The sequence below is a fragment of the Pseudanabaena sp. FACHB-1998 genome, from assembly GCF_014696355.1.
In the GTDB taxonomy this organism is placed as follows: domain Bacteria; phylum Cyanobacteriota; class Cyanobacteriia; order Pseudanabaenales; family Pseudanabaenaceae; genus Pseudanabaena.
The window spans coordinates 34,719-56,031 of sequence record NZ_JACJQA010000026.1 but is presented as its reverse complement, the minus strand read 5'-3'; the positions used below and the strand labels follow the sequence as shown (position 1 = coordinate 56,031).

At 44.2% G+C, this 21,313-nt stretch carries 14 protein-coding genes; 6 read left to right on the top strand and 8 right to left on the bottom strand.

The features are described 5' to 3' along the window. Positions 1-99: 99 nt before the first annotated feature. Together H6F42_RS09700 and H6F42_RS09695 are read left to right on the top strand one after the other, a co-directional pair. A complete protein-coding gene (locus tag H6F42_RS09700) occupies positions 100-252 on the top strand; it encodes a hypothetical protein (RefSeq protein WP_190399152.1) in 153 nt (50 codons plus the stop codon). Continuing rightward, the gene (locus H6F42_RS09695) at positions 236-2,140 is read left to right on the top strand and encodes a WD40 repeat domain-containing protein (protein WP_190399151.1); all 1,905 of its coding nucleotides are present in this window, start codon (positions 236-238) and stop codon (positions 2,138-2,140) included. The genes H6F42_RS09700 and H6F42_RS09695 overlap by 17 nt, the downstream gene beginning before the upstream one ends. A 73-nt stretch (positions 2,141-2,213) precedes the next feature. On the opposite strand, the gene H6F42_RS09690 is transcribed toward H6F42_RS09695, so the two are convergent. The 8 genes from H6F42_RS09690 to H6F42_RS09655 all read right to left on the bottom strand — a co-directional run bounded on the left by H6F42_RS09690 (position 2,214) and on the right by H6F42_RS09655 (position 14,602). Continuing rightward, on the bottom strand, positions 2,214-2,990 hold the full coding sequence (locus H6F42_RS09690; RefSeq protein ID WP_190399150.1) for a photosystem II S4 domain protein: 777 nt from the start codon (positions 2,988-2,990) through the stop codon (positions 2,214-2,216). Further along, complete coding sequence (locus tag H6F42_RS09685; RefSeq protein WP_242018391.1) at positions 2,990-4,039, bottom strand: PRC-barrel domain-containing protein; 1,050 nt, start codon at positions 4,037-4,039, stop codon at positions 2,990-2,992. Before H6F42_RS09685 ends, H6F42_RS09690 begins: the two co-directional genes overlap by 1 nt. Before the next feature lie 207 nt (positions 4,040-4,246). Continuing rightward, on the bottom strand, positions 4,247-5,095 hold the full coding sequence (locus tag H6F42_RS09680; protein WP_190399149.1) for an energy-coupling factor transporter transmembrane component T: 849 nt from the start codon (positions 5,093-5,095) through the stop codon (positions 4,247-4,249). Between the two features lie 122 nt (positions 5,096-5,217). Continuing rightward, positions 5,218-8,142: a cation-transporting P-type ATPase gene (locus H6F42_RS09675; protein ID WP_190399148.1), complete on the bottom strand. Its 2,925-nt coding sequence runs from the start codon at positions 8,140-8,142 to the stop codon at positions 5,218-5,220. 128 nt (positions 8,143-8,270) lie between these two features. Next, positions 8,271-9,353 carry a glycosyltransferase family 4 protein gene (locus H6F42_RS09670; protein ID WP_190399147.1) on the bottom strand — a complete coding sequence of 361 codons (1,083 nt, stop codon included), beginning with the start codon at positions 9,351-9,353 and terminating at the stop codon, positions 8,271-8,273. A 147-nt stretch (positions 9,354-9,500) separates the two neighbouring features. Continuing rightward, positions 9,501-10,628: a geranylgeranyl reductase family protein gene (locus H6F42_RS09665; RefSeq protein ID WP_190399146.1), complete on the bottom strand. Its 1,128-nt coding sequence runs from the start codon at positions 10,626-10,628 to the stop codon at positions 9,501-9,503. A 251-nt stretch (positions 10,629-10,879) separates the two neighbouring features. Then, on the bottom strand, positions 10,880-12,868 hold the full coding sequence (locus tag H6F42_RS09660; RefSeq protein ID WP_190399145.1) for a sodium:proton antiporter: 1,989 nt from the start codon (positions 12,866-12,868) through the stop codon (positions 10,880-10,882). 147 nt (positions 12,869-13,015) lie between these two features. Then, positions 13,016-14,602: a Ppx/GppA phosphatase family protein gene (locus H6F42_RS09655; RefSeq protein WP_190399144.1), complete on the bottom strand. Its 1,587-nt coding sequence runs from the start codon at positions 14,600-14,602 to the stop codon at positions 13,016-13,018. A 197-nt stretch (positions 14,603-14,799) separates the two neighbouring features. On the opposite strand from H6F42_RS09655, the gene H6F42_RS09650 reads away from it, so the two are divergent. The 4 genes from H6F42_RS09650 to H6F42_RS09635 all read left to right on the top strand — a co-directional run bounded on the left by H6F42_RS09650 (position 14,800) and on the right by H6F42_RS09635 (position 21,265). Beyond that, positions 14,800-15,897: a response regulator gene (locus H6F42_RS09650; RefSeq protein ID WP_190399143.1), complete on the top strand. Its 1,098-nt coding sequence runs from the start codon at positions 14,800-14,802 to the stop codon at positions 15,895-15,897. A gap of 191 nt (positions 15,898-16,088) precedes the next feature. Next, positions 16,089-17,171: a hybrid sensor histidine kinase/response regulator gene (locus H6F42_RS09645; protein ID WP_190399142.1), complete on the top strand. Its 1,083-nt coding sequence runs from the start codon at positions 16,089-16,091 to the stop codon at positions 17,169-17,171. Between the two features lie 93 nt (positions 17,172-17,264). Further along, a complete protein-coding gene (locus H6F42_RS09640) occupies positions 17,265-18,461 on the top strand; it encodes a Coenzyme F420 hydrogenase/dehydrogenase, beta subunit C-terminal domain (RefSeq protein ID WP_190399141.1) in 1,197 nt (398 codons plus the stop codon). A gap of 176 nt (positions 18,462-18,637) precedes the next feature. Beyond that, the gene (locus H6F42_RS09635; RefSeq protein WP_190399140.1) at positions 18,638-21,265 is read left to right on the top strand and encodes a M1 family metallopeptidase; all 2,628 of its coding nucleotides are present in this window, start codon (positions 18,638-18,640) and stop codon (positions 21,263-21,265) included. Positions 21,266-21,313 lie beyond the last annotated feature (48 nt).

Genomic DNA, 21,313 nt, shown 5'->3' with positions numbered 1-21,313 from the left:
GTCAGGGGTTTGAAGACTCAAAATGGCTACATCATTTTGTGTTTGAGTATTACCTAATAAAAGAATGATAGTATTGTGAATAGGACAAATCAGACATCTATGCTAATTTTAATAACTTTTATGGGTGGGCTATATAGCGATCGCAGGTTGATCAAGATTGCTAAAAACTTGTTAGCTTTAATCACAGACATTGGTTTTAAGGAATTCATCCAAAGAGAAATTTTAGAAGGTATTTATGACACTTCCTTCTGAAGTTATAGAAGTTTTGACAAAGTTCTTAGATGACGCAGCAAAAATATTAGAAAAGAATTTAAAGGAACTTATTCAAAACCAAAAATCTCTCAATCTAAATAATGAGGTGTTTTTAATTCCGTCTGAAATTATTACTGATCCACGCTATTTAAAAGCAATAGATAGAACTAATCCTAGTTTTAGTAAAGTCATTTTGGAATTACTAGGTGAGTGGCAAGTTATATCTAATGCTAAAAATGATAATAATATAATAGAAAATCTATACGAAAGTAATATTTCATCAAACTTTAGTCGTAATATTAGTGATCGCATTCTCCATGAAAATGCTGAAAAACATCGATTATTGATTCTTTCATCACCTTTAAAAGCAAGCCCTAGCTGTATTCCCGAATTAAGAGAAAATCTTGAGATTGAATTGATAGAAGACTTAAAAATGTTTTTAAGCATTAATTATCCCCCTGATAGTAAAGAATGTCCTATTGAGTTTCATGATGATTATTTTTATAACGCAATTGGCAATAGTGACATCCAACAATTACAACCCATTTTAGCTCATATTCCCACATTGATTTTGCATAGTAGCATCAGTGATTATAAGGCTTATTTTCATTTGGGATTGTGGCTACCATATAGTAATTACATCCTTAACTTTACTTTGCCTACATGGTATTGGGAAGAATCCTATGACATTTTAGTATCTTCAGGAATAAAAGAACGAAAATCTCTGAGAATTATTCGGCAGATTATTATCTCAATTCAAGAACTTATGTCGGCATTTATTGCTGATTGGTATTACCTCCACTTAAACCCCTATTATTTGCCAAGATTATTAAGCTCTGAAAAAATCTTAACTTCTCGTTATTTTGATATCAATGTAATCGCACCTTACATCAATATTATTAAAGCTACTCAAAATCAGCAAATACATTCCAATAAAAATCTCATAACATTATTATCTGAACAACAAAACAATGATGATAGAAAGCTCAGACAAAAAATAAAAAAATGGTCTTTAAATAGTGTTTTTACTAGCCATTCTGGTTGCGTTCACGATTTGGCTTTTAATAGTGATCACAGCAATTTAATGAGTGGGGGGAGTGATAGTTTCGTGCGCTTGTGGCATCCTAATACGGGAAAATCAATCCTAAATTTAAAAGGACATGTAGGTGATATTTTTGCCGTCGCCATTAGTAATAATGATCGATATCTTGCTAGTGGTGGCAGTGATTGCAAAGTACTTGTTTGGAGTTTAGATAAACTGCAAGAACCCATCTCTTTTCAGAGCCACACAGCCTATGTGAGTTCCCTTGCATTCTGCCCTGACAATCGTTTGTTAGCCAGTGGTAGCTATGATAATTCCATTCGGATTTGGGATCTATGGTCTAATAAGACCTTTCGCACTTTCAATGAGCATTCATCCTATGTAACGGCTCTTTCTTTCAACACAACAGGCGATCTTTTAGCCAGTGGTAGCTACGATTGCACAATTCGGATATGGAATCCTTGGCGAATCCAATCACAAATTACACTTACAGGACATAGTGATGTCATTACCTGTACAGCCTTTAGTCCAATTAATGATTTGCTGGCTAGTGGTAGTCGTGATTGCACAATTAAGCTCTGGAGACCAGAGACAGGGGCTATAATTTCAACCCTAAAAGGGCATACGGCGGGGGTTAATTCGCTCGCATTTAGTCCTAATGGCGAAATTTTAGTTAGTAGAAGTATTGATCGCACGATTAGACTATGGAATCCTAAAACTGCTGAGGAGATCGGTATTCTTTCGGTGGGAGTACATCCAATTCTATGTGTGAATTTCTCTAAAGATGGAAACCAGCTAGCAGCAGGCAGTTGTTGGAGTGATAATATTAAAATTTGGAATTGCTAAGGGGCAGAACTAAATTAAAAACCAGAACCAAAACCCGTAATGCACGCTGCGCGTACGCTACAGGTTTTGGCAATTAAACCGATCGCGTCATTTGGACTCGATAACGCTCTTTCTTAGTAATCATGATGTCACCGATGGTAACGCGCCCCTTGCCGCGAATCGCAATGAGATCGCCTGATTTAACCTGATAGCTAGGCTGAGAGATTGTTTTCCAGTTAACCCTTACATCTTCACCGTTAATCAAGTCCACCATCTTGCTGCGCGACATGCCGAAACCGAAGGAGGCGATCGCATCGAGTCTCAAGGATGCTTCCGTAGAAGTGAGTTCTTTGGTAACAGGGATGCGAATTTTTAACTCTTCCCAAGCGATCGCCTTGACCTTAACGGGAACAGTCCGCACTTGATTAAAATGCAGTTGCAAGTATTCCACTAGTTCAGGAACAACGATTGCCTGTGCGCCCTTTTCGCCTAAGACATTGATATCGCCTACTTTTTGGCGCTCGATTCCACAGCCAAGCAAGGCTCCGAGAAAATCGCGATGGGTTGCGGTATCAAAGAGGAAATTTCCCAAAATTGAAATTGGCGTAAGGCTGACTTGAGATTGATCAAGCGGTAACTCACTGCGGGCGATCGCCAATCTTTGTCGCTCCGCTTGCTCGTAGCCGCCCCAAGCTAGGCAATGAATTTCCGTCATTTTGCCAAAAACCATCATTGCTTCCGCAATTTCAGGGGGTGAAAGAAAATCACTGCACACAACTTCCCATGTTTGAATTGCGCGATCGGCTAAATCTAATAGGCGGCTAAGGGTGTCGCGATTTTCAACATGATTCAATAGGTCACGGGGTAGCATTAGATTTCGTCAAATTCCTCTTCGGGAAGGCGTTGTTTGGACTTGTCAGGAATTTTGGTTTCGCCCCAAGCATCGCGGATTTGCTGTTGGGTTTCGTTACGAAAATCAGGCTTGGAGGAGGTGGGATAATCATCCTCAAAATCATCATAATCGTCATCGTAATTGTCGATCGGCTTCGGTGGTGGGGCGATCGGACGAGATGGCTCAGGGCGCATTTCGGCTCTAGCTTGACGACGTTGTGGCGGTGGATTGACGGGAACACGTTCCTCCGCCCAGTTATCGCCATCATCCCAAGATTGCTCTTGGCGATAGACGGGGCGTTGTTGCTGCGGTGGGGGGGAGTAGCTGCTGCGAGTGCCTGACGATAGCGCATTGTCCCGAATGGTGGTCGTAGGAGGCATATAGTCATCCTCAAACTCATCTTCCCAAGGAGCTTTGCCAAGTCCGAGGCGTTCAAGCAATCCTTTGCTAAGCTGGGTCATGCGATCTTCCATTCCCTCAGTCACGATAATGCGATCGCGACCTACGGCAATAATTTCATTGACATCTAGCTCGTAGGTACTAATCAGGCTGGCGGGAATAATTGGATTGCCAATGGAAGCGACGATCAAAAATAGGAGGTCGCCTGTTTCGGGATCGAATTTAAAATCGCGTACTTTACCGAGTGGCTCGCCAGACTCGGTTACGACTTCGTTGTTGATCAAGCTCGTGAAACGCTCGGTAACTAAAATATCTTCGAGGACGGACTCATCATCGACGAGGATGGCATCGGGACCTAATAAATCGATATTGTCGAGAGACATGAAGAAGGTGTCACCAATGCCGATCGGTGTACCTGGCACAAAGCGCTCAGCTACAGTTACTCCAGTAACTCGGCGCTGATCGACATCTAGCCAGATTTGCGTTACGATGCCAAGCCGAACGGCTGAGCGCTTGCTAAAGACCTGCAAACCCAATACGGCGGCACGTTGACGAAGATTTTCCGATTGCATCATGGCGGTGACGTGACTCTTAAGAGATTCCCAAACTATCCCCAACTTGTGGGGCATGAACTACAGATTAGGGTAAATACCTAGCCCTGATTCTAGCAGACTAGATCACCCATAGGAGTTTTGAAACCATAAAACCAAGTTATTGTGAGGCGGCGCGAAGCCCCGTCTTAACTCTTTTGGTAGATATTGGGAGGCGGCGGAAGCAAGGTCTCCCAATAACAAGTAAAAGGGGGCGCAAAGCGCCCCCTTTTACTCTTTTGGTAATTACTTGTAAATTAGCCACGCAAATTTGCCAATTCCGAAACCTATGTATAGGGCGATCGCGACAAGAAAGAAAAATATAGAGCCAAACATTAGTAGGTAATCGGTATTTTTTAAATCAGATTCATGGAGATAGGTACGTTGAGAACTGCCCGAAAAAGCCTTGGATTGCAAAACTACTTCTAACTTTTGAGACTTAGACAGCGAATTTAAAATTAAAGGTACGGCAACTTTGGCATAAACTTGAGCCTTTTTTATTCCTCCCATTTTCTCAAAATTTAACCCCCGTAAACGCTGGGATTCAATAATCGATTGCACTTCTTCTAATAAAAGTGGAACAAATCGCAAGGTAGAGGAAAAAATAAATACAATCTTGTAAGGAATCTTAGCGCGTACCATACCCACGGTCATTTGATTGACATCCGTTGTAAAAATCGCTAAGGGAATCACCAAGATCATCGTCAGGGTTTTGAAGACAATATTTAAACCATAGAGAGTTCCTTCTAAGGTCATTTTGGAGTTGCCAATGAGCCACCACGATGACGGTAGGGTAAAGATACTCGTAAGTTCGGTTTTGTGGGTTAGTAATTTCACCTGTTCGACGTTAAAAAATCCCATACTCAAAATTAGAAATAGATAAAAAGGAATCATTACTTTTAAGAGAGTTCCTAAATAGTTCAGTCTGACTCCCGCGATCGCACAGGCTAGTAGCACGCTTAGGGTCAATATCCCACCAGCGATCGGGCTTTCCCAAAGAAAGGCGAGGATGGTAATGGATAGCATCGCCACTAACTTAGTGCGAAAGTCTAAGCGCGTAAACAGAGAATCGCGATCAACAGTTTGGATTTTCATTGACTACTCTAGGTTTCATTTCTATAAAACTTATACCAAAACTAAAAATGGCTACGTCATTTTTAGTGAGGACTTACCCAAAACCCAATAAATTCCTTAGCTTTGCGTAAGTCCTAATCAATTCACGACTTTTGCTTTCTGTTACGCAAAAACAACTTACGCAATTCCTCCATGCCTAATAAAATGGGTGGACAGATTAATAAAAATAACCATTGCCATGTTGTCAGAGGCGCTGTAGAAAAAATCTGCCTTAATTGGGCAATTTCAATGATTGATAGGATCAATATCCATTCAGTAGCAATGCCTAGCCAGATGAAAGGATTAGAAAATAATCCTAAGCGAAAGATAGAAGTTCTTTCGGAGCGACAGGCAAAAACATTTCCATCTTGACAAGCTACGATAATCGCTAAAGTCATGGTCGTGGCTTGGGCATAGATAAAAGTAATTTCTGGATTAGCTGTGCGAGAGAGAATATTGGGAGCGATCACTTGAAGTGCATTGAAATCATAGCCATAGCTATGCCATACCCAAAAGAAACCCATCATTCCTAAGGTTGCTTCGATTAAGCCAAGGAAGCAGTAAGCTCGCAAGAGTAAGGAGCGATCGAGTAGAGGTCGTGATTTGCTGCGTGGTGGTAATTTCATCGTGCCAATTTCGGCGGACTCAGTTCCCAAGGCAAGGGCAGGCAAAATATCTGTTCCCAAATCCACGATCAGAATTTGCATAATGATTAGGGCTGGAGGGATTTTGAGAATTACCATCGCCAGAAATGGCACGAGTTCCGCCACATTGGATGCCAAAATATAGGTCATAAATTTGCGGATATTTTGATAAACCGTCCGACCCTGCTCGATCGCCACGACAATGGTGGCAAAGTTATCATCGGTCAAGACAATATCGGCAGCTTCTCGCGCCACATCCGTTCCATTTTGACCCATCGCAATACCGATATTTGCCGCCCTTAACGCAGGTGCATCATTAACACCATCGCCTGTCACCGCTACCACTTCGCCAATACTTTTGTAGGCTTGAACTAACCGTAATTTATGTTCGGGGGACATTCTGGCAAATACCAAACCAAAGCGATATTTGACGACCTGTCGCAGTTGGGCATCGGAGAGATGCTCTAATCCTGCGCCTGTGATCACCCGCACTTTGTCACTGACTAAGCCAATTTGACGGGCGATCGCTTCGGCAGTTAGCCCATAATCACCAGTGACCATCGTTACTTTGATGCCTGCTTGATGACATTGGGCGATCGCCTTCGGCACTTCATCACGGGGCGGATCGAACATCGCCACTAGCCCAATAAAGATTAAATCCTGTTCTAATTCCTGTGCCTTAAGATCCAGCAGTTCCTGTCCACCTTGACGCGCCGCCAGTCCTAACACCCGAAATCCCTGTCGAGCTAGATCATCATTAGCATTCACCACTTCCTCCCCATAGTCATGGGTTAGTTCCTGCACCTGACCATCGCGCAAAATTCCATGACAATGCTTGAGAACTTCCAAGGGTGCGCCTTTGGTAAAAGCCAGATTCGGGAATTTACTTGACCATAGCTCCGAATCTTGCCAATTTAATACCACGGTCATCATCAACCGACGGGAATCAAAGGGAAGTTCTCGTAAGCGTGGATACTGTTTTTGAAGTACTTCTAAATTGAGATTTGCTTTACCCGCCGCCACGAGGAGCGCTGCTTCGGTCGGATCGCCAATCTCTTGCCAACGACTAGGGGCGTTAAGATGGATTAACCGTGCGTTAGAGCAAAGAGCAGAACCGATTAATAAAATCTTAGATTTCCATACAACTTCGGAATCATCGGGAAGAATAACTTGACCGTTGCTGGGATCGTAGCCCGAGCCTGTAACTTCAATCAGTGCTGATGGTAGCTTATCGGTCGATAGCTGGGGAACTGGCATTGCCGCATCGGGTGGATGAGGTAACCACAGATAACGTACCGTCATTTCATTTTTGGTCAATGTGCCTGTCTTATCAGTGCAAATAACCGTTGTGGCGCTCAGGGATTCCACCGCCGATAGTCGCCTTACCAAGGCATTGTGTCGCGCCATCCGTCGCACCCCGATCGCTAAGGATAGAGTGACGGTCGGTAATAAGCCCTCTGGCACAAGGGCAACGATGATGCCGATCGCAAAAATAAAGCTTTCTTTTACCTCAATACCTACCAAAAAGTAGGCTAGCAAAAAGATAATTACGCCCATGCTGACCGCGATCGCGGTGATAATCCGCACAATTAGGGCTACTTGTATTTCAAGGCTACTGGGTTCGCGCTTGACCACTGTGGTTAGCTGCGCCACTTGCCCAAATTCTGTATCGGCTCCTGTCGCATAAACCACCGCTACAGCCCGCCCTGCTGCCACCGTCGAACCCGCTAAGACAAGATTGGCAATTTCCGAAGGACTGACCTTTTCTTGCTTGGGCTGTTCGCCTTGACGGAGCATGGTTTTGCCACCACGTACTGATACTGACTCCCGCAGACGCACAGGATAAGGACTTCGCGCCACAGGCAAAGATTCCCCTGTCATCACGGAGACATCGAGATATAAACTTTCGGCAGAAATTAATCGGGCATCGGCAGGAACGCGATCGCCTTCTTCCAATTGCAGGACATCGCCCCGCACTAGTTCTCGGGCTGGTATTTGCTTGAGTTCGCGATCGCGATAGACCTTGACCTGCATCGGCAAGACTTTTTTGAGAGCGGATAGGGCTTTTTCCGCTTGAAACTCTTGCCAAAAACTAAAGATTGCATTAATCCAGATGACTGCCCAAATCGCCCAACCGAGTTCAGGGGTTCGGGAAATGAAGGCGAGAATTCCTGCTACCCATAGCAAGAGCGCCATAAAATGGCTTAACTGATCGGTAAACCTTAACCATAATGGTCGATGGGCGGGTTCAGGTAATTCGTTTGCGCCAAACTTTTCTAATCGCGATTGTGCTTCGTTCTGAGATAAACCATCGGCAGCAGTGCCAAGAGATTCATAAATTTCTTCAAAGGACAAAGCCCATAGTGGCTGGTGAAGTGATGCCATGCTCGTCTACTCCTTTTAATGAGAATAAACTTAGCATCAGCAGCTTTCGTGAAATCTTAAAACTAAATAGATAATACGCCAGAGAGAGTTGCGGCGCGAAGCGCCGCAACTCTCTCTTTGTTGTAATACTAAGGATGCGCTGTAATTAGCTCTTCAAACCATCGCTCTAAGCGATCGCCCCACACCTCCAGAGAATATTCTGCTTCCACCTGTTGGCGACAGGTCAAGCGATCTATTTGAGCTAATTGTGAAATTGCGTTAATTAATCCCGCCACACTTCCCATTTCTACTAAAAAGCCCGTCTTGCCATGACGCACAATTTCCGTAAGTCCACCACTGCTGTAGGAAATCACAGGCACACCACAGGCAAACGCCTCGATCGCAGCATTTCCAAACGCCTCAACCCAGCGAGGAGTCATGAGTAAAGCACTACATTGCCCCAATTTATGTTGCAGTGCGTCAGTGGATAGAAATCCTTCGTAATGAATTTCGGCTTGAGGAAAGGAAATTTGAATCTGTTGCCAATAATCATGATCTTGGATTAAGCCAAAGATATGTAACGGAAGTCCCGTTACTTGAGCTGCTTCGGCGGCATCTTCTAGCCCCTTTTCAGGAGAAATACGTCCTACCCATGCCAAACTTGGCTTTTGGGGCTGAGCGACAAATTTATATTGCGCTACATCAATCCCCTTACCCATAATCATCAAGCGCTCGCCATCGCTAAAAGTATCAGCACAGGCGCGAGTATTGACCGCGATCGCCTTGGGGAAACGCTGCACTGTCTTGCTCACCATCGCATCCATTACAGGCGAGAGGGAAGCCATACTAATCCAATGGGCGATCGGGCGATCAAAAAATGGAGTCAGATAAAGCGGTAGCCAGTCATAGGCAAAGTTAAATAACAAATCGAACTGATGTTGCGATTCCCTTGCGTAGCTCCACATATTCTCTAGAACGGAGTCTTGCGGCATCATCACCATATCTATGCCGACTTTTGTTTGGGCTGGAATCTGGACATTCCCAGCTATTTGAGTCAGTTTCGCCACCTTCGTAATCGAACCTTCAGGAGCGACTATTTCAATTTCATGTCCTTTGGCGATAAGTGCTTTTGCGGCATTTTGCAGCGTTAATTCCACGCCGCCGCCAATCCCTGACCCCAGAGCGCCAACGGGAGTAGAGAGAAATAGCAATCGATAATTTTTTTTATTCATTTATCCATCCTATGAATTCTTAAAAGCCAAGAAATATTTAAAGAAGCTTGCAAAGCAAGCTTCTTTAAATATTTCTTGGCTTCACTCTCACTTAGAAATTCGCACTTTAGTTCACACTTTGAGTGAGCTAAAGTGCGAATTTCTAAGTTAGCTAATACCCATTAACCCTTTGGTGAGCCGCTTGATGGCAGCACCCGCTACATCGCGATAGCGCATTTCACCGCACAGGATCTTGCCCATACGTTGACTGGCGCTAGGACGCTTAACTCCCATTTTGTAACCAAAACTAGGAATACGATAGAAGATATTCGCAATGCGTTGCGCCCACACCATATCTTCGCCCCACTCTTCTTGAACTTTGAGAGTATATTGCTTGAGCGCATCAGTATTGCCACCGATCGCTTGGTCAATCGCCTGACCTGCATACATTCCCGTCAAGAGCGAAGGACGGATTCCTTCAGCCGTAAAGGGATCGACAATACATGCTGATTCTCCTGTTAGCAAAGCATTTTGGGTATGGAGAGCCTGATTGCCATCCCATAAACAGATTGGATGTCCAAATTGCTTAATAGAAGTAATATCAATTCCAAATTGCTTGGCATAGGCTGCACCAATCTCTTTGAGATTTTGCTTTTCGCCGCCGATAAAAGTTCCAGCACCAATGGAATAGCCATCCGCTTTGGGGAAGTTCCAAATATAACCATTCTGTACAGAGCCAAAATCAAAATGAGCGGCGCTAACATCAGGAGCAGGATGGGGCGCTTCTACTTCTAGGGCGGCTCCCATGCGGCGTTTGCGTTCTTTAAAGCCTAGCCATTTAGCCATGGAGCCTTTTGCGCCATCCGCCGCAATCACATATTTAGCTTCAAAGACATCATTTTCAGTTTTTACTAACCAGCGATCGCTTTTCCACTCAAGTCCAGTTACGCCTGTATTGTCACGAAGTTCTACCCCCAATTTTTGCGCTTGCTGCACCAAATAATGATCAAAAACATCACGGCGCACCATCCAGACTGGCTCCTTAGAAGTTAGTTCTACCAGTTCGGGATCGCCCATTTGCCATGTATAGCGAATTTTATTGACCTTCAGGGAAACTGCTGGCGAAAAATCAAAATCAAACCATTCCTGCACCATTGGCGAAACCCCACCACCACATGGCTTGTATCGAGGCAGGCTCTCTTTTTCTAATAACAAAACCGAACGTCCTCGTTTTGCCAAATGATAGGATGCTGAACCGCCAGATGGACCTGCTCCCACAACAATGCAGTCGTACATAGGAAATATTGTTTTTAGTGAAAGTACAAGAAATTCTTTTAGATTCTACATCGTTACCGCAATTGCCGAACAAATGAACCACAAGAGATTTATTAAAAGTGTTGCAAAAGCAACACTTTTAATAAATCTCTTAATACCAAATCGCGTAAGCGTTGCACGCGATTTAAAAACCAAACCCAAATTATACAAATGAAGAAATGGCATAGCCATTTCTTCATTTGTATAATTTGGGTTTGAGCGCAAAGGATATTCTAAACACGTTTGTTGAGAATATCCTTTGCCATTTGCAAGAAGTAGTCGGGATTAGAGGAGATATCACTATTTTTGTATTTAGACACTTTAGAATTGCTAGAATCACTGGTTTTTTGAGCAATATCAAGATCCGAAAGAACTATAGGCGTAATATCGAGAGTATTCGGTGGCAAAGCTTCCTGTTGAACTGGAGGTAGTGCTTTCGGTGTATAGAGCAGATAAACAATGCGATCGCCTTTTTCCCAAATCATGTCCGCCGAGACGATTTGTAATTTATCTTTACGCTCAAACAGTAATGGCAACAGTATGCCTGTGTTGAACATCGTATTAAAACTCGCTAATTGATCGGGCAGATCCTCGGCTGTCAGTAATACTTCGCCTACACGCACTTCTCTTTGAAGAATATATTGATTCCAAGTTTTAATAGGAACACGAGAGCTAAAGGCTTGCTGCACTTCCGTCTCACTATTAGTATTAGAAATATTAGATGCTTCCTTGATATAAACTGCAAATACCTTTGGAGGCTTAAATTCCTTAACAACCAGTTGAGCGATGACAATATTCACATCGGTATTAATGGTCAGCGCTACAAAGGTTCCCACCGAGTCCAGCCCAGCTTCGGCAAGCGATCGCGCATCGAGTCCATTACTCACAAAGGCAGGAATATCGTATTCCGCAGCTTGTTTGCAAAGTTCGGCATTGGTATCGACAAGCGCTACCCTTTGTCCATTAGCCTGAAATAGCCTCGCGACTAAAATTCCGATAGGGTTACTGCCGACAATGACTATTCCTGAAATATCGCCTTGATTGAGTCCGAGAAGTTTCGCGACTAATTTGGCAGATAGCCCTTGCAAAAATACAGTCATGGCGATCGTCAGGAATACTAGCGCCTTAATGGACTCGCCGCCATTAACACCTCTTTCGGTGAGGAGAATAGAAAAAAGCGAAGCAACGGAAGCCGCAACAATTCCCCTCGGCGCACACCATGATAGGAAAGCTTTTTGTCGCCAAGAGAAGCTGCTATTCCATGTACTGACAATTACATTGATCGGGCGCACAATAAACATCATAAATAGAACTGTCTGCACACCTCCCCAACCAAGAGCAAAGATACTGGGAATAGATAGATTGGCGGATAGTAAAATGAATAGAATGGAAACAATAAGAGCCACTAACTGACTTTTAAACTTGAGTAAATCTCGGCTATTGGGGATTTCGGAAGCGCGTAAGACAATTCCCATCATCACTACGGCGGTCAGTCCCGATTCACTTTGGATTTGTTGGGCGATGCCGAAAAGTCCTAATACGGCGGCCACGACGACCGCACTTTTGGTGTCTTCCGCAAGAAAGGCTGCCTTTTGTAAAAATTTGCCTAAGAGCCAGCCCGCGATCGCGCCAATAGTACCGCCCACGCTAAGGCGTATTCCTAAATCTTGGACGACGGCAAAGGCTCTCTCTGTGGGATTTAGCGCCACATCCAGCACAACTACGGCAAGGACAGAGCCGATCGCATCAATTAGCACCCCTTCTCCTTCGAGAATAGTCGCAAGGCGGCGATCGAGTCCTACTTCTTCGACAATCGGATTAATTACCGTGGGTCCAGTTACGACCACTAGCGCTGCATATAAAAAGGCGATCGTCCAAGGAAATTCACTGAGCCAGTAGGCGGCAATACCGCCACCGATCAGAGTAATCAACGTTCCAATCGTAATCAAATTGCGTAGGCTGGCGGATACTTTGCCGAGATCCTGTAATCGAAGATTTAAGCCACCATCAAATAAAATCAAAGCCACAGAAATAGAAACGATCGCTTCTAAGCCATCCCCTAACAGACGAGGCTGCACTAAATTAAGCCCATTCCCCCCTAAAGCTACGCCAAAAATCAGCAGAAAGACAATACTCGGTACGCGAAAAAAATTCGCAATGACACGAGCAGATATCCCCGCCACGATCGCAATAATGATGATTAAAGAGAGAGACCCTTCCATAAAACAAAATCTAAGCAAATCTGTTTGGTGCTTTTTACCAAGCAGATCTAAGAACAAAACCTCAACCGATCTGTTTAGTGATTTTCACCAAGCAGATCTAAGAACAAAATCTCCGTAGATAGGTTTGGCGCAAAGCGCCAAACCTATCTACTCTAATGATACTGACAGCGTAACGTTAAACTGCGATTCAAAAGGTTGTTTTTTATAATCAAGACTCCAAAGCTCTAAGGTGCAAGGATCATGATGCTGACGGGGTAAAAGACTTAGACCACAGGTGCGCGTGCGGGGATTGCAAACTACGCGAATAGAAGCGATCGCCCCAATTTGCCGCCGATCCAAAGCCGTCGCTAAGCGCAAAAAAGTACTGGCTTGGCGCACAAATAGCTTGAGACGCTCATTGCCTAGTCTTTGGAAATTATCATGTTTTTTCTTCGGCTCACTCTTACGATGGTAACGAGCAAGATTGGCGATCGCTTCAATTTCTGACTCTGTATACCCCAACAATTCGCCATTGCGAATTAAATAATAGGAATGCTTGTGGTGAGCATCATGGCTAATATGATGTCCTGAATTGTGCAGCATGGCAGCCGCCCACAGCAAATGGCGTTCATCGTCTTCCCACTCATGGAAAATCCCTCTCGTTTGATCGAATAAACTCAAGGCATGTTCGGCAACCTGCTTGGCATACTTCACATCAATGCCATACTTATCCGCCAATTTGAGAATACTGCGATCGCGAATCGTACTTTGATAGCGCCATCCATCCTCAATATAGCCGTGACGAATCATCCAATCCACCACTAAGCCTTCGCGCAAAGCCCTTTGACAGAGAATGATTTTAGGAACTCCCAACAAGCGCATCGTTTCTAAAAGAACTAAAGCTCCCGCTAAAATAATTTCTGCGCGTTTTTGTCGTACTAAAGCCGTGCGTTCCTCTAAATTAGCTCGCCGCAATCGCCAGACAATATTTTCTAAGTCTGCAAAGGGGACTTCGTAGCCATGCATGGAGGTAGGAATCGTTCCCAGTTTTTCCTTTGCGTGGAGTAAGGCAAGAGTTTCGATGGTTCCTGATGTGCCGATCGCTTTTAAGAGCTTTCCTTCAGAATTATCTTTGAGAAGTATTCTCAAATCATCGGTAGGACGCTCAATCGAACCATGAATGTAACCTAATAGGCGATCGTACTCCATTGGTGATATGGGATCGGAGGTAATAAATAAATCCGTTAATCTCACCGCCCCAATCTTCGTACTACTGAGATATAGCGGATCGCGCCCATCCCCCAAGATCATCTCCGTCGAGCCACCACCAATATCAATCAAAATATGTGGCTCATCCTTGAGTTCCATCGCCGAAATTACCCCCAGATAGATCCTGCGAGCTTCCTCCTGCCCTGAGATCACTTCCACATGCAATCCTAATTCTTCGTAAATACGCCGAATAAAATCAGTCCCATTAGGAGACTCGCGAGTAGCACTAGTGGCGACGGCAACAATTTCCTCAACTCTTTGGGTGCGGCAGATTTCTTGACATCGCCTTAGAGCTTCTATAGCACGATGAATGGCATCTTCTGTCAGATTCCCTGTCTGAGGGCAGCGCTCACCTAATCTCACCGTTGCTTTTTCTGATTCAATGACGCTGAAACTAGGAATCGAGGTCTTAATTTGGACAATTACCATGTGGATGGAGTTTGTCCCAACATCGATCGCCGCTAAAGTTTTGACATCCGAGGCCATGACTTTTTCCGAGAAATATCTCAAGCTATCGTAAAGGAAAATCTGTCAGAATAAAAGCTATGGATTCTGCTATTTAATCAAGAACCCGATTTTTTGAGGAGTGGCTTCGCCACTCCTCAAAAAATCGACTTTTGATTGTAATGCAGTCCCCTATAGTCGTTTAAGTAGCAATGCACGCTGCCCCGAAATCTATCAGCATGGGAAATCAACCTATAGTTTTAGTCGTCGATGACGAACCCGCTAATTTTGACGTAGTTGAAATTTTATTATTTAAAGAGGGCTATGAGCTGCACTACAAAGATAATGGGGCAGAAGCGATCGCGTCTTTACCCGAAGTTAAACCTGACCTAATTTTACTGGATGTCATGATGCCTGAGATGGATGGCATCGAAGTCTGCCAAAACATCAAAACCGATCCTCTTTACTGTCACATACCGATCATTATAGTGACTGCCCTATCGGATAAAGAGGATTTGGCACGTTGTCTTGATGCTGGGGCAGACGACTTTGTGAGTAAGCCTATAAATAGTACAGAGTTACGCGCCCGCGTGCGATCGATGTTACGCATCAAAACTCAATACGATCGCATTCAAGACACCATGCGTTTGCGCGAAGAAATGATGCAAACCATCGTCCACGATCTCCGCAACCCTCTCATCGGCATCATGCTAGGCTGTGACTCACTCAAAACCCTAGATGTCCCCGATCGCTCCAAAAAGCGCATCGAACAGATCAGCCAAACCATTGCCCAATTGCGGCTACTCATTGACGATATTCTGACCATCGGTCGAATTGAAGCTAAGAAATTGGTGCTTAATCTCTCTGAGGTTGATATGACGAAAATGGTTAAATCTGTCTTAGATGGATTTGAACCCTTAGCAACTAGTAAACAAATTCAACTCATCGGCGAACTGCCAGAGAAAAGTGTCTATATTTCGGGAGATAAGCATCTAATCAGACGTGTCTTAGACAATTTAGTTGATAATGCTATTAAGTTTTCCCCACAGGATAGCTCTGTTATTTTAAGTGTCGAAACTTTGCCTGCTCATCCCGATCGCCCAGATCTTGTGAAAATTCAAGTCATTGATGAAGGTATGGGCATTAGTCCAGAGCAGAAACAGGTAATTTTTGAAAAGTATGAAGTAGGCAATATCGTGCTGGGACTATCACAAATTGGCTTAGGACTTTCATTTTGTAAAATGACAATTGAAGCGCACAATGGCTCAATTACTGTAGCGAATAACCAGCCTAAGGGAGCCATTTTTACAATTATGCTTGACCGTAAGTATGTATAAAACACCTACTCTCTTCCCACCCAAGAATTAGCTGTGCAGCGCTTCGGGCGGCACAGCTAATTCTTGGGTTTTTAATATCTATTTTTAGACTGGGAAGTTTATCTTGAGTTATTGCGAAAAAAAACTATAATCAACAGTGATTGCTTGTTGAAATATGGGTAACATAAAATCTAAAGCAAATATTTAAAGTTATGACAAAAATTTTAGTCATTGAAGACGAAGACCTCATAAGAGATTCTCTGGAAGATATTTTATTGGTAGAAGGTTTTGAGGTTATAACTGCGGAAAATGGCAAAAAAGGGGTGTATTTAGCTAGTCAAAAACAACCTGATTTGATTCTCTGTGATGTGATGATGCCCATCATGAACGGTTACGAAGTTCTCGAACAAGTGCGTCAAGATAAAGATCTTAGTACGGTTCCTTTTTTGTTTTTAACTTCGATGATGGATCGCCGCAGTAATCGTAAGGGGATGGCTTTAGGAGCGGATGATTACTTAGAGAAGCCTTGCACTAAGGATGAATTAATTGAAGCAATTACTGTCCGCATCAATCGCCAACAAGCGATTAATCAACTCATCCAAGAAAAAATGGAGGCTTTGCGGAGCAGTATTACTCTCTCACTTCCCCATGAACTGCAAACTCCACTCTCTGGAATTATGGGGCTTTCAGAGTTAATGATGATGCAGAGCGAAGAGTTAATGTCGAGCGAAGTTTACGAATACGCGAATGGCATTAATCGCTCTGCGGAAAGGCTCTATCGCTTAATCCAAAACTATTTACTCTACAGCAAATTATTGCTGTTGCGATCGCAAGGTCAAGCTAGATTTACTTCTCCTTATCCCTGCAATGTTCTCCTCGTGATTAGTAGTATAGGCGAGCAGAAGGCTAGGGAATTTGAGCGATCAAAAGATCTAGAGATAGAAATCAACGATCTTGATTTGGCAATTTCTTCCGACGATTTGAGCAAGATTATAGAAGAACTAATGGATAATGCTTTTAAATACTCATCTAGAGGTTCTAAGATCTCTATGAGTAGTAGTGTAGTTGACTCTAAGTGGTTATTTAGCATTCGCGATCATGGTCGAGGGATGAATAAAGAACAAGTTGCCAATATTGGTGCTTATATGCAATTTGAGCGACGTTTTTACGAACAACAGGGGATGGGTTTAGGTTTGGTTTTGGCTAAAACTCTAGTGGAGTTTTATGGCGGTGACATCGAAGTTCAGAGTGAAGAAAATATTGGTACAACTGTTTCGATTGTGATTCCCATTTAAGGTTTGGAAAACGCGCCCTTCGGGTGTGCTTTCCAAAACTCCTTTCGGATTGCTATATGATCTACACAGATCTTTATAGTAAAAATTATTAAAATGTCGGTTGTTCCATCCCATCGCAAAGCAAAAGCTCTCCCAGATACGCAGCGCCGCCCCGCTAAAGAACTATGCAGTGAATGTGGTCTTTGTGATACCTATTACATTCATTATGTCAAAGAGGCTTGTGCGTTTATCACGCAGCATATTGATGAACTAGAGACGCAATCCCACGGGCGATCGCGTGATCTTGATAATGAAAAAGAGCTTTATTTCGGTGTGCATCAAGAAATGATCGCCGCCCGTAAAACTGAGCCAATCGAGGGGGCGCAATGGACAGGGATTGTGTCTACTTTAGCGATCGAGATGCTCGAAAAAGGGCTAGTCGATGGTGTGGTTTGTGTGCAATCTAGCCCTAGCGATCGCTTTAAGCCTCAGCCAATCATTGCCCGAAATCGTGAAGAAATTCTTGCCGCGCGGGTGAATAAACCCACCCTTTCACCAAATCTCTCGGTGCTAGAGCAGATCGAGCAGTCGGGAATTAAAAGGTTATTGGCGATCGGTGTTGGTTGTCAGATTCAGGCTCTGAGAACTGTGGAGAAAGAATTAGGCTTAGAAAAACTCTATGTATTAGGCACACCCTGCACCGATAACGTAACGCGAGAAGGTTTGCAAAAATTTCTGGATACCACCAGCCGATCGCCTGAAACGGTCGTACATTACGAATTCATGCAGGATTTTAATGTGCATTTCAAGCATTCCGACGGCTCGACTGAGTTAGTGCCATTTTTTGGCTTAAATACCAAGGAACTCAAGGATGTGTTTGCGCCATCCTGCATGACCTGCTTTGACTATACTAATGCTCTCGCGGATATTGTGGTGGGCTATATGGGCGCAACCTTTGGCTGGCAATGGATCGTGGTGCGAAATGAGACGGGCAAAGAGATGCTGGAGCTAATCAAGGATCAGTTACAAACTCAGCCTGTGATCTCTAGTGGCGATCGCCGCGCCGCAGTCCAGCAGGGTATTTCGGCATACGATCAAGCGGTAACTTTGCCAATTTGGTTAGCTTGGATCATTAGCTTTGTGGTGAATAAGATTGGACCCAAAGGCTTGGAATATGGCAGATTTTCGCTAGATTCCCATTTTGTCCGCAATTATCTATACGTGCGCCGCAACTATCCCAAAAAGCTCGAAGCTCATGTCCCTGAATTTGCGAAGCGAATCATTGCTCAGTACCAGTTACCCAAAGTTTAATAAACAAGAAGTTGCGGCATTTCGTGCCGCAACTTCTTGTTTTTAGGGCAAATGAAAATCCAGAAAAGGACAAAATGGCATAGCCATTTTGTCCTTTTCTGGATTTTCAGCTTGGATACATCAAAATGAAAACTGCTATATTAAAAGATCAAAGCCAACGTTAGAGATTGAGTTTTATGACACGCAAATCGTGGGAAAGCCATTTGGAATTAGGTTTTTGGGACGGAGAAAGTGACAAATCGAAAAAGCATAAATCTTTTCAGTTACCGGGGGCGAAGCCTCATTACAATCCCGATCGCCCAGGACAAGTTGAGCATATTGCCCTCGATTTAGTGCTGGACATTCCCAATCAAGCGATCGCAGGTACTTGCAAAATCCGCCTTAATCCTGTGCGTGATGGGATTAGCGATTTGACCTTGGATGCAGTGAATTTGCGGATCGATCATGTCGAAATTAATACTCAGATCGAAGCCAAGCCCGATCCTGACAAGACAAAAAGCAAGTTTGATTATGATGGCGAATTTCTAAAAATTTATCTAAATGAGCCAACTCGCGCAGGTGTACCGCTAGAAATTGCGATCGCCTATGCTGCCGAGCAACCTCAACGGGGCATCTATTTTGTAAAACCAACGGAACATCAGCCCAATAAACCTACACAGGTTTGGACACAGGGAGAAGATGAGGATTCGCGCTATTGGTTCCCCTGCTTTGATTACCCCGGACAACTCGCCACTTCCGAAATCTCGATCCGCGTGCCGAAGGAATTGACGGTAATTTCTAATGGAGAACTGATCGAGGTTAAGGATTATAAAAAAGAGAAGACCTATCATTGGTCGCAAAAGGAAATCCATCCTAGCTATCTGATGACCCTAGCGATCGGTGATTTCCTTGAAGTTAAGGATGTATGGAAAGGGAAGCCCGTTACCTACTATGTGGATAAATCTCGCAGTCAAGAAGAAGCGATCTTGACAATGGGTAAAACTCCGCGCATGATTGAATTTTTCAGTGAGAAGTATGGTTACGATTATGCTTTTCCGAAATATGCACAGGTTTGTGTAGCGGATTTTATTTTCGGCGGAATGGAAAATACTTCCGCAACTCTGTTAACCGATCGCTGTGTTCTCGATGCGAGAGCCGCACTGGATAATCGCTTTAGCGAAAGCCTCGTTGCCCATGAACTCGCCCATCAATGGTTTGGCGACTTATTGGTGATTAAGCATTGGTCACACGCTTGGGTTAAGGAAGGAGCCGCCACCTATGCAGAGGTGCTGTGGACAGATCATGAATATGGAGCCGAAGAAGCCGCCTATTATCGTCTCGGTGAGGCGAGAAGTTATCTAGCCGAAGATCGCGATCGCTACCGTCGTCCGATGGTTACCCATGTCTATCGAGAAGCGATCGAGCTATACGATCGCCACATTTACGAGAAGGGCGGCTGTGTTTATCACATGCTCCGCACCGAGTTAGGTGATGCTCTATTCTGGAAAGCGATTCATCATTTTGTACAGACTAATGCTCACAAAACTGTGGAAACCATTGATTTATTAAGGGCGATCGAAGAAGCGACAGGCAAAAACTGTATGTTCCTTTTCGATCAATATGTCTTCCGAGGTGGACATCCTGAATATAAGGTGGGCTATAGCTGGGATAGTGATAACAACTTGGCGAAGGTTACAGTTGCTCAAACTCAAGATGAACTCTTTGATCTGAAGATTCCCATTGGTTTTGGCTTTGAAGAGGGAGAACCACAAGTTTTTACAGTTAAAGTATTTGAGAAAGAACAGGCTTTCTACTTCCCTTTAAAAACAAAACCTCAATACATTAGCTTCGATCGCGGCAATAATTATCTCAAACAGGTCACCCTCGAATATGGAGTAGCGGAACTCAAAGCAGGTTTGCAATTTGACCCCGACCCCCTCGCCCGTATTCAATGCGCCGAAGCTCTTGCAAAAAAAGGCGGGCTAGAAGCGGTGAAAGCTCTCGGTCAAGCCCTCATTGATGAAAAGTTCTGGGGCGTGCGGGTAGAAATTGCCGATAATCTGGCAACGATTAAACTCGATCAAGCCTTTGAAGCTTTAGCAAAGGGATTAGAAGATCCTAATGCCAAGGTGAGAAATGCCGTTCTCAGTGGCTTAGCCCAAAATAAGGTGCAGAAGAGTTTGGACTTGATCAAGCCCTTTATCAAGAAAGGCGATCCTAGCTACACGGTCGAGGCAAATGCAGCCAGATTGACGGGTGAATTGGCGGCGGCGCTCAGTGCCGATCGCGAACCATCTAAGGTGGTGAAGCTGTTGCAAACCGTACTTAAGGAGCGTTCGGGATGGAATGAAGTAGTGCGTTCAGGCGCGATCGCTGGTTTAGCGAAAATTAAAGATTCCGACGAAGCTTTAGAAACCGTGATTAAATACACGGAGCCTGATGTGCCTCAGCCCTTACGTCTTGCCGCCATTCGCGCTCTCGGTGCAATGGGCAAATCGCAAACAAAGCCCAAAACCGAGCAGATTCTCAATCGTTTGCAAATCATCGCGCAGGAAACCTTCTTCTTAACGCAAATGTCAGTGGTTGCGGCATTGGGGCAAGTCGATAGCGCTGGCGCAATTGGGGTCTTGCGATCGCTATCGGATTCCACTCCCGATGGTCGGGTGCGCCGAGTTGCCGATGAAGCAATTCAACGAGTGCAGAAGGCGATCGGCAAGGATGCAGGGTTAAAACAATTACGTGAGGAACTCGATCAATTGCGTAAGGATAATCAATCGCTAAAGAGTCGCCTCGAAGCGATCGAAGCAAAATCTAAAACTTCCTAATTTGTCTAGGACAAAAGCACCCTCTGGGTGCTTTTCGTTTATATATTA

Coding starts and splice junctions, on each gene's coding strand:
- H6F42_RS09700 (WP_190399152.1), top strand. CDS start 100: ATGCTAATTTTAATAACTTTTATGGGTGGGCTATATAGCGATCGCAGG.
- H6F42_RS09695 (WP_190399151.1), top strand. CDS start 236: ATGACACTTCCTTCTGAAGTTATAGAAGTTTTGACAAAGTTCTTAGAT.
- H6F42_RS09690 (WP_190399150.1), bottom strand. CDS start 2,990: ATGCTACCCCGTGACCTATTGAATCATGTTGAAAATCGCGACACCCTT.
- H6F42_RS09685 (WP_242018391.1), bottom strand. CDS start 4,039: ATGCCCCACAAGTTGGGGATAGTTTGGGAATCTCTTAAGAGTCACGTC.
- H6F42_RS09680 (WP_190399149.1), bottom strand. CDS start 5,095: ATGAAAATCCAAACTGTTGATCGCGATTCTCTGTTTACGCGCTTAGAC.
- H6F42_RS09675 (WP_190399148.1), bottom strand. CDS start 8,142: ATGGCATCACTTCACCAGCCACTATGGGCTTTGTCCTTTGAAGAAATT.
- H6F42_RS09670 (WP_190399147.1), bottom strand. CDS start 9,353: ATGAATAAAAAAAATTATCGATTGCTATTTCTCTCTACTCCCGTTGGC.
- H6F42_RS09665 (WP_190399146.1), bottom strand. CDS start 10,628: ATGTACGACTGCATTGTTGTGGGAGCAGGTCCATCTGGCGGTTCAGCA.
- H6F42_RS09660 (WP_190399145.1), bottom strand. CDS start 12,868: ATGGAAGGGTCTCTCTCTTTAATCATCATTATTGCGATCGTGGCGGGG.
- H6F42_RS09655 (WP_190399144.1), bottom strand. CDS start 14,602: ATGGCCTCGGATGTCAAAACTTTAGCGGCGATCGATGTTGGGACAAAC.
- H6F42_RS09650 (WP_190399143.1), top strand. CDS start 14,800: ATGGGAAATCAACCTATAGTTTTAGTCGTCGATGACGAACCCGCTAAT.
- H6F42_RS09645 (WP_190399142.1), top strand. CDS start 16,089: ATGACAAAAATTTTAGTCATTGAAGACGAAGACCTCATAAGAGATTCT.
- H6F42_RS09640 (WP_190399141.1), top strand. CDS start 17,265: ATGTCGGTTGTTCCATCCCATCGCAAAGCAAAAGCTCTCCCAGATACG.
- H6F42_RS09635 (WP_190399140.1), top strand. CDS start 18,638: ATGACACGCAAATCGTGGGAAAGCCATTTGGAATTAGGTTTTTGGGAC.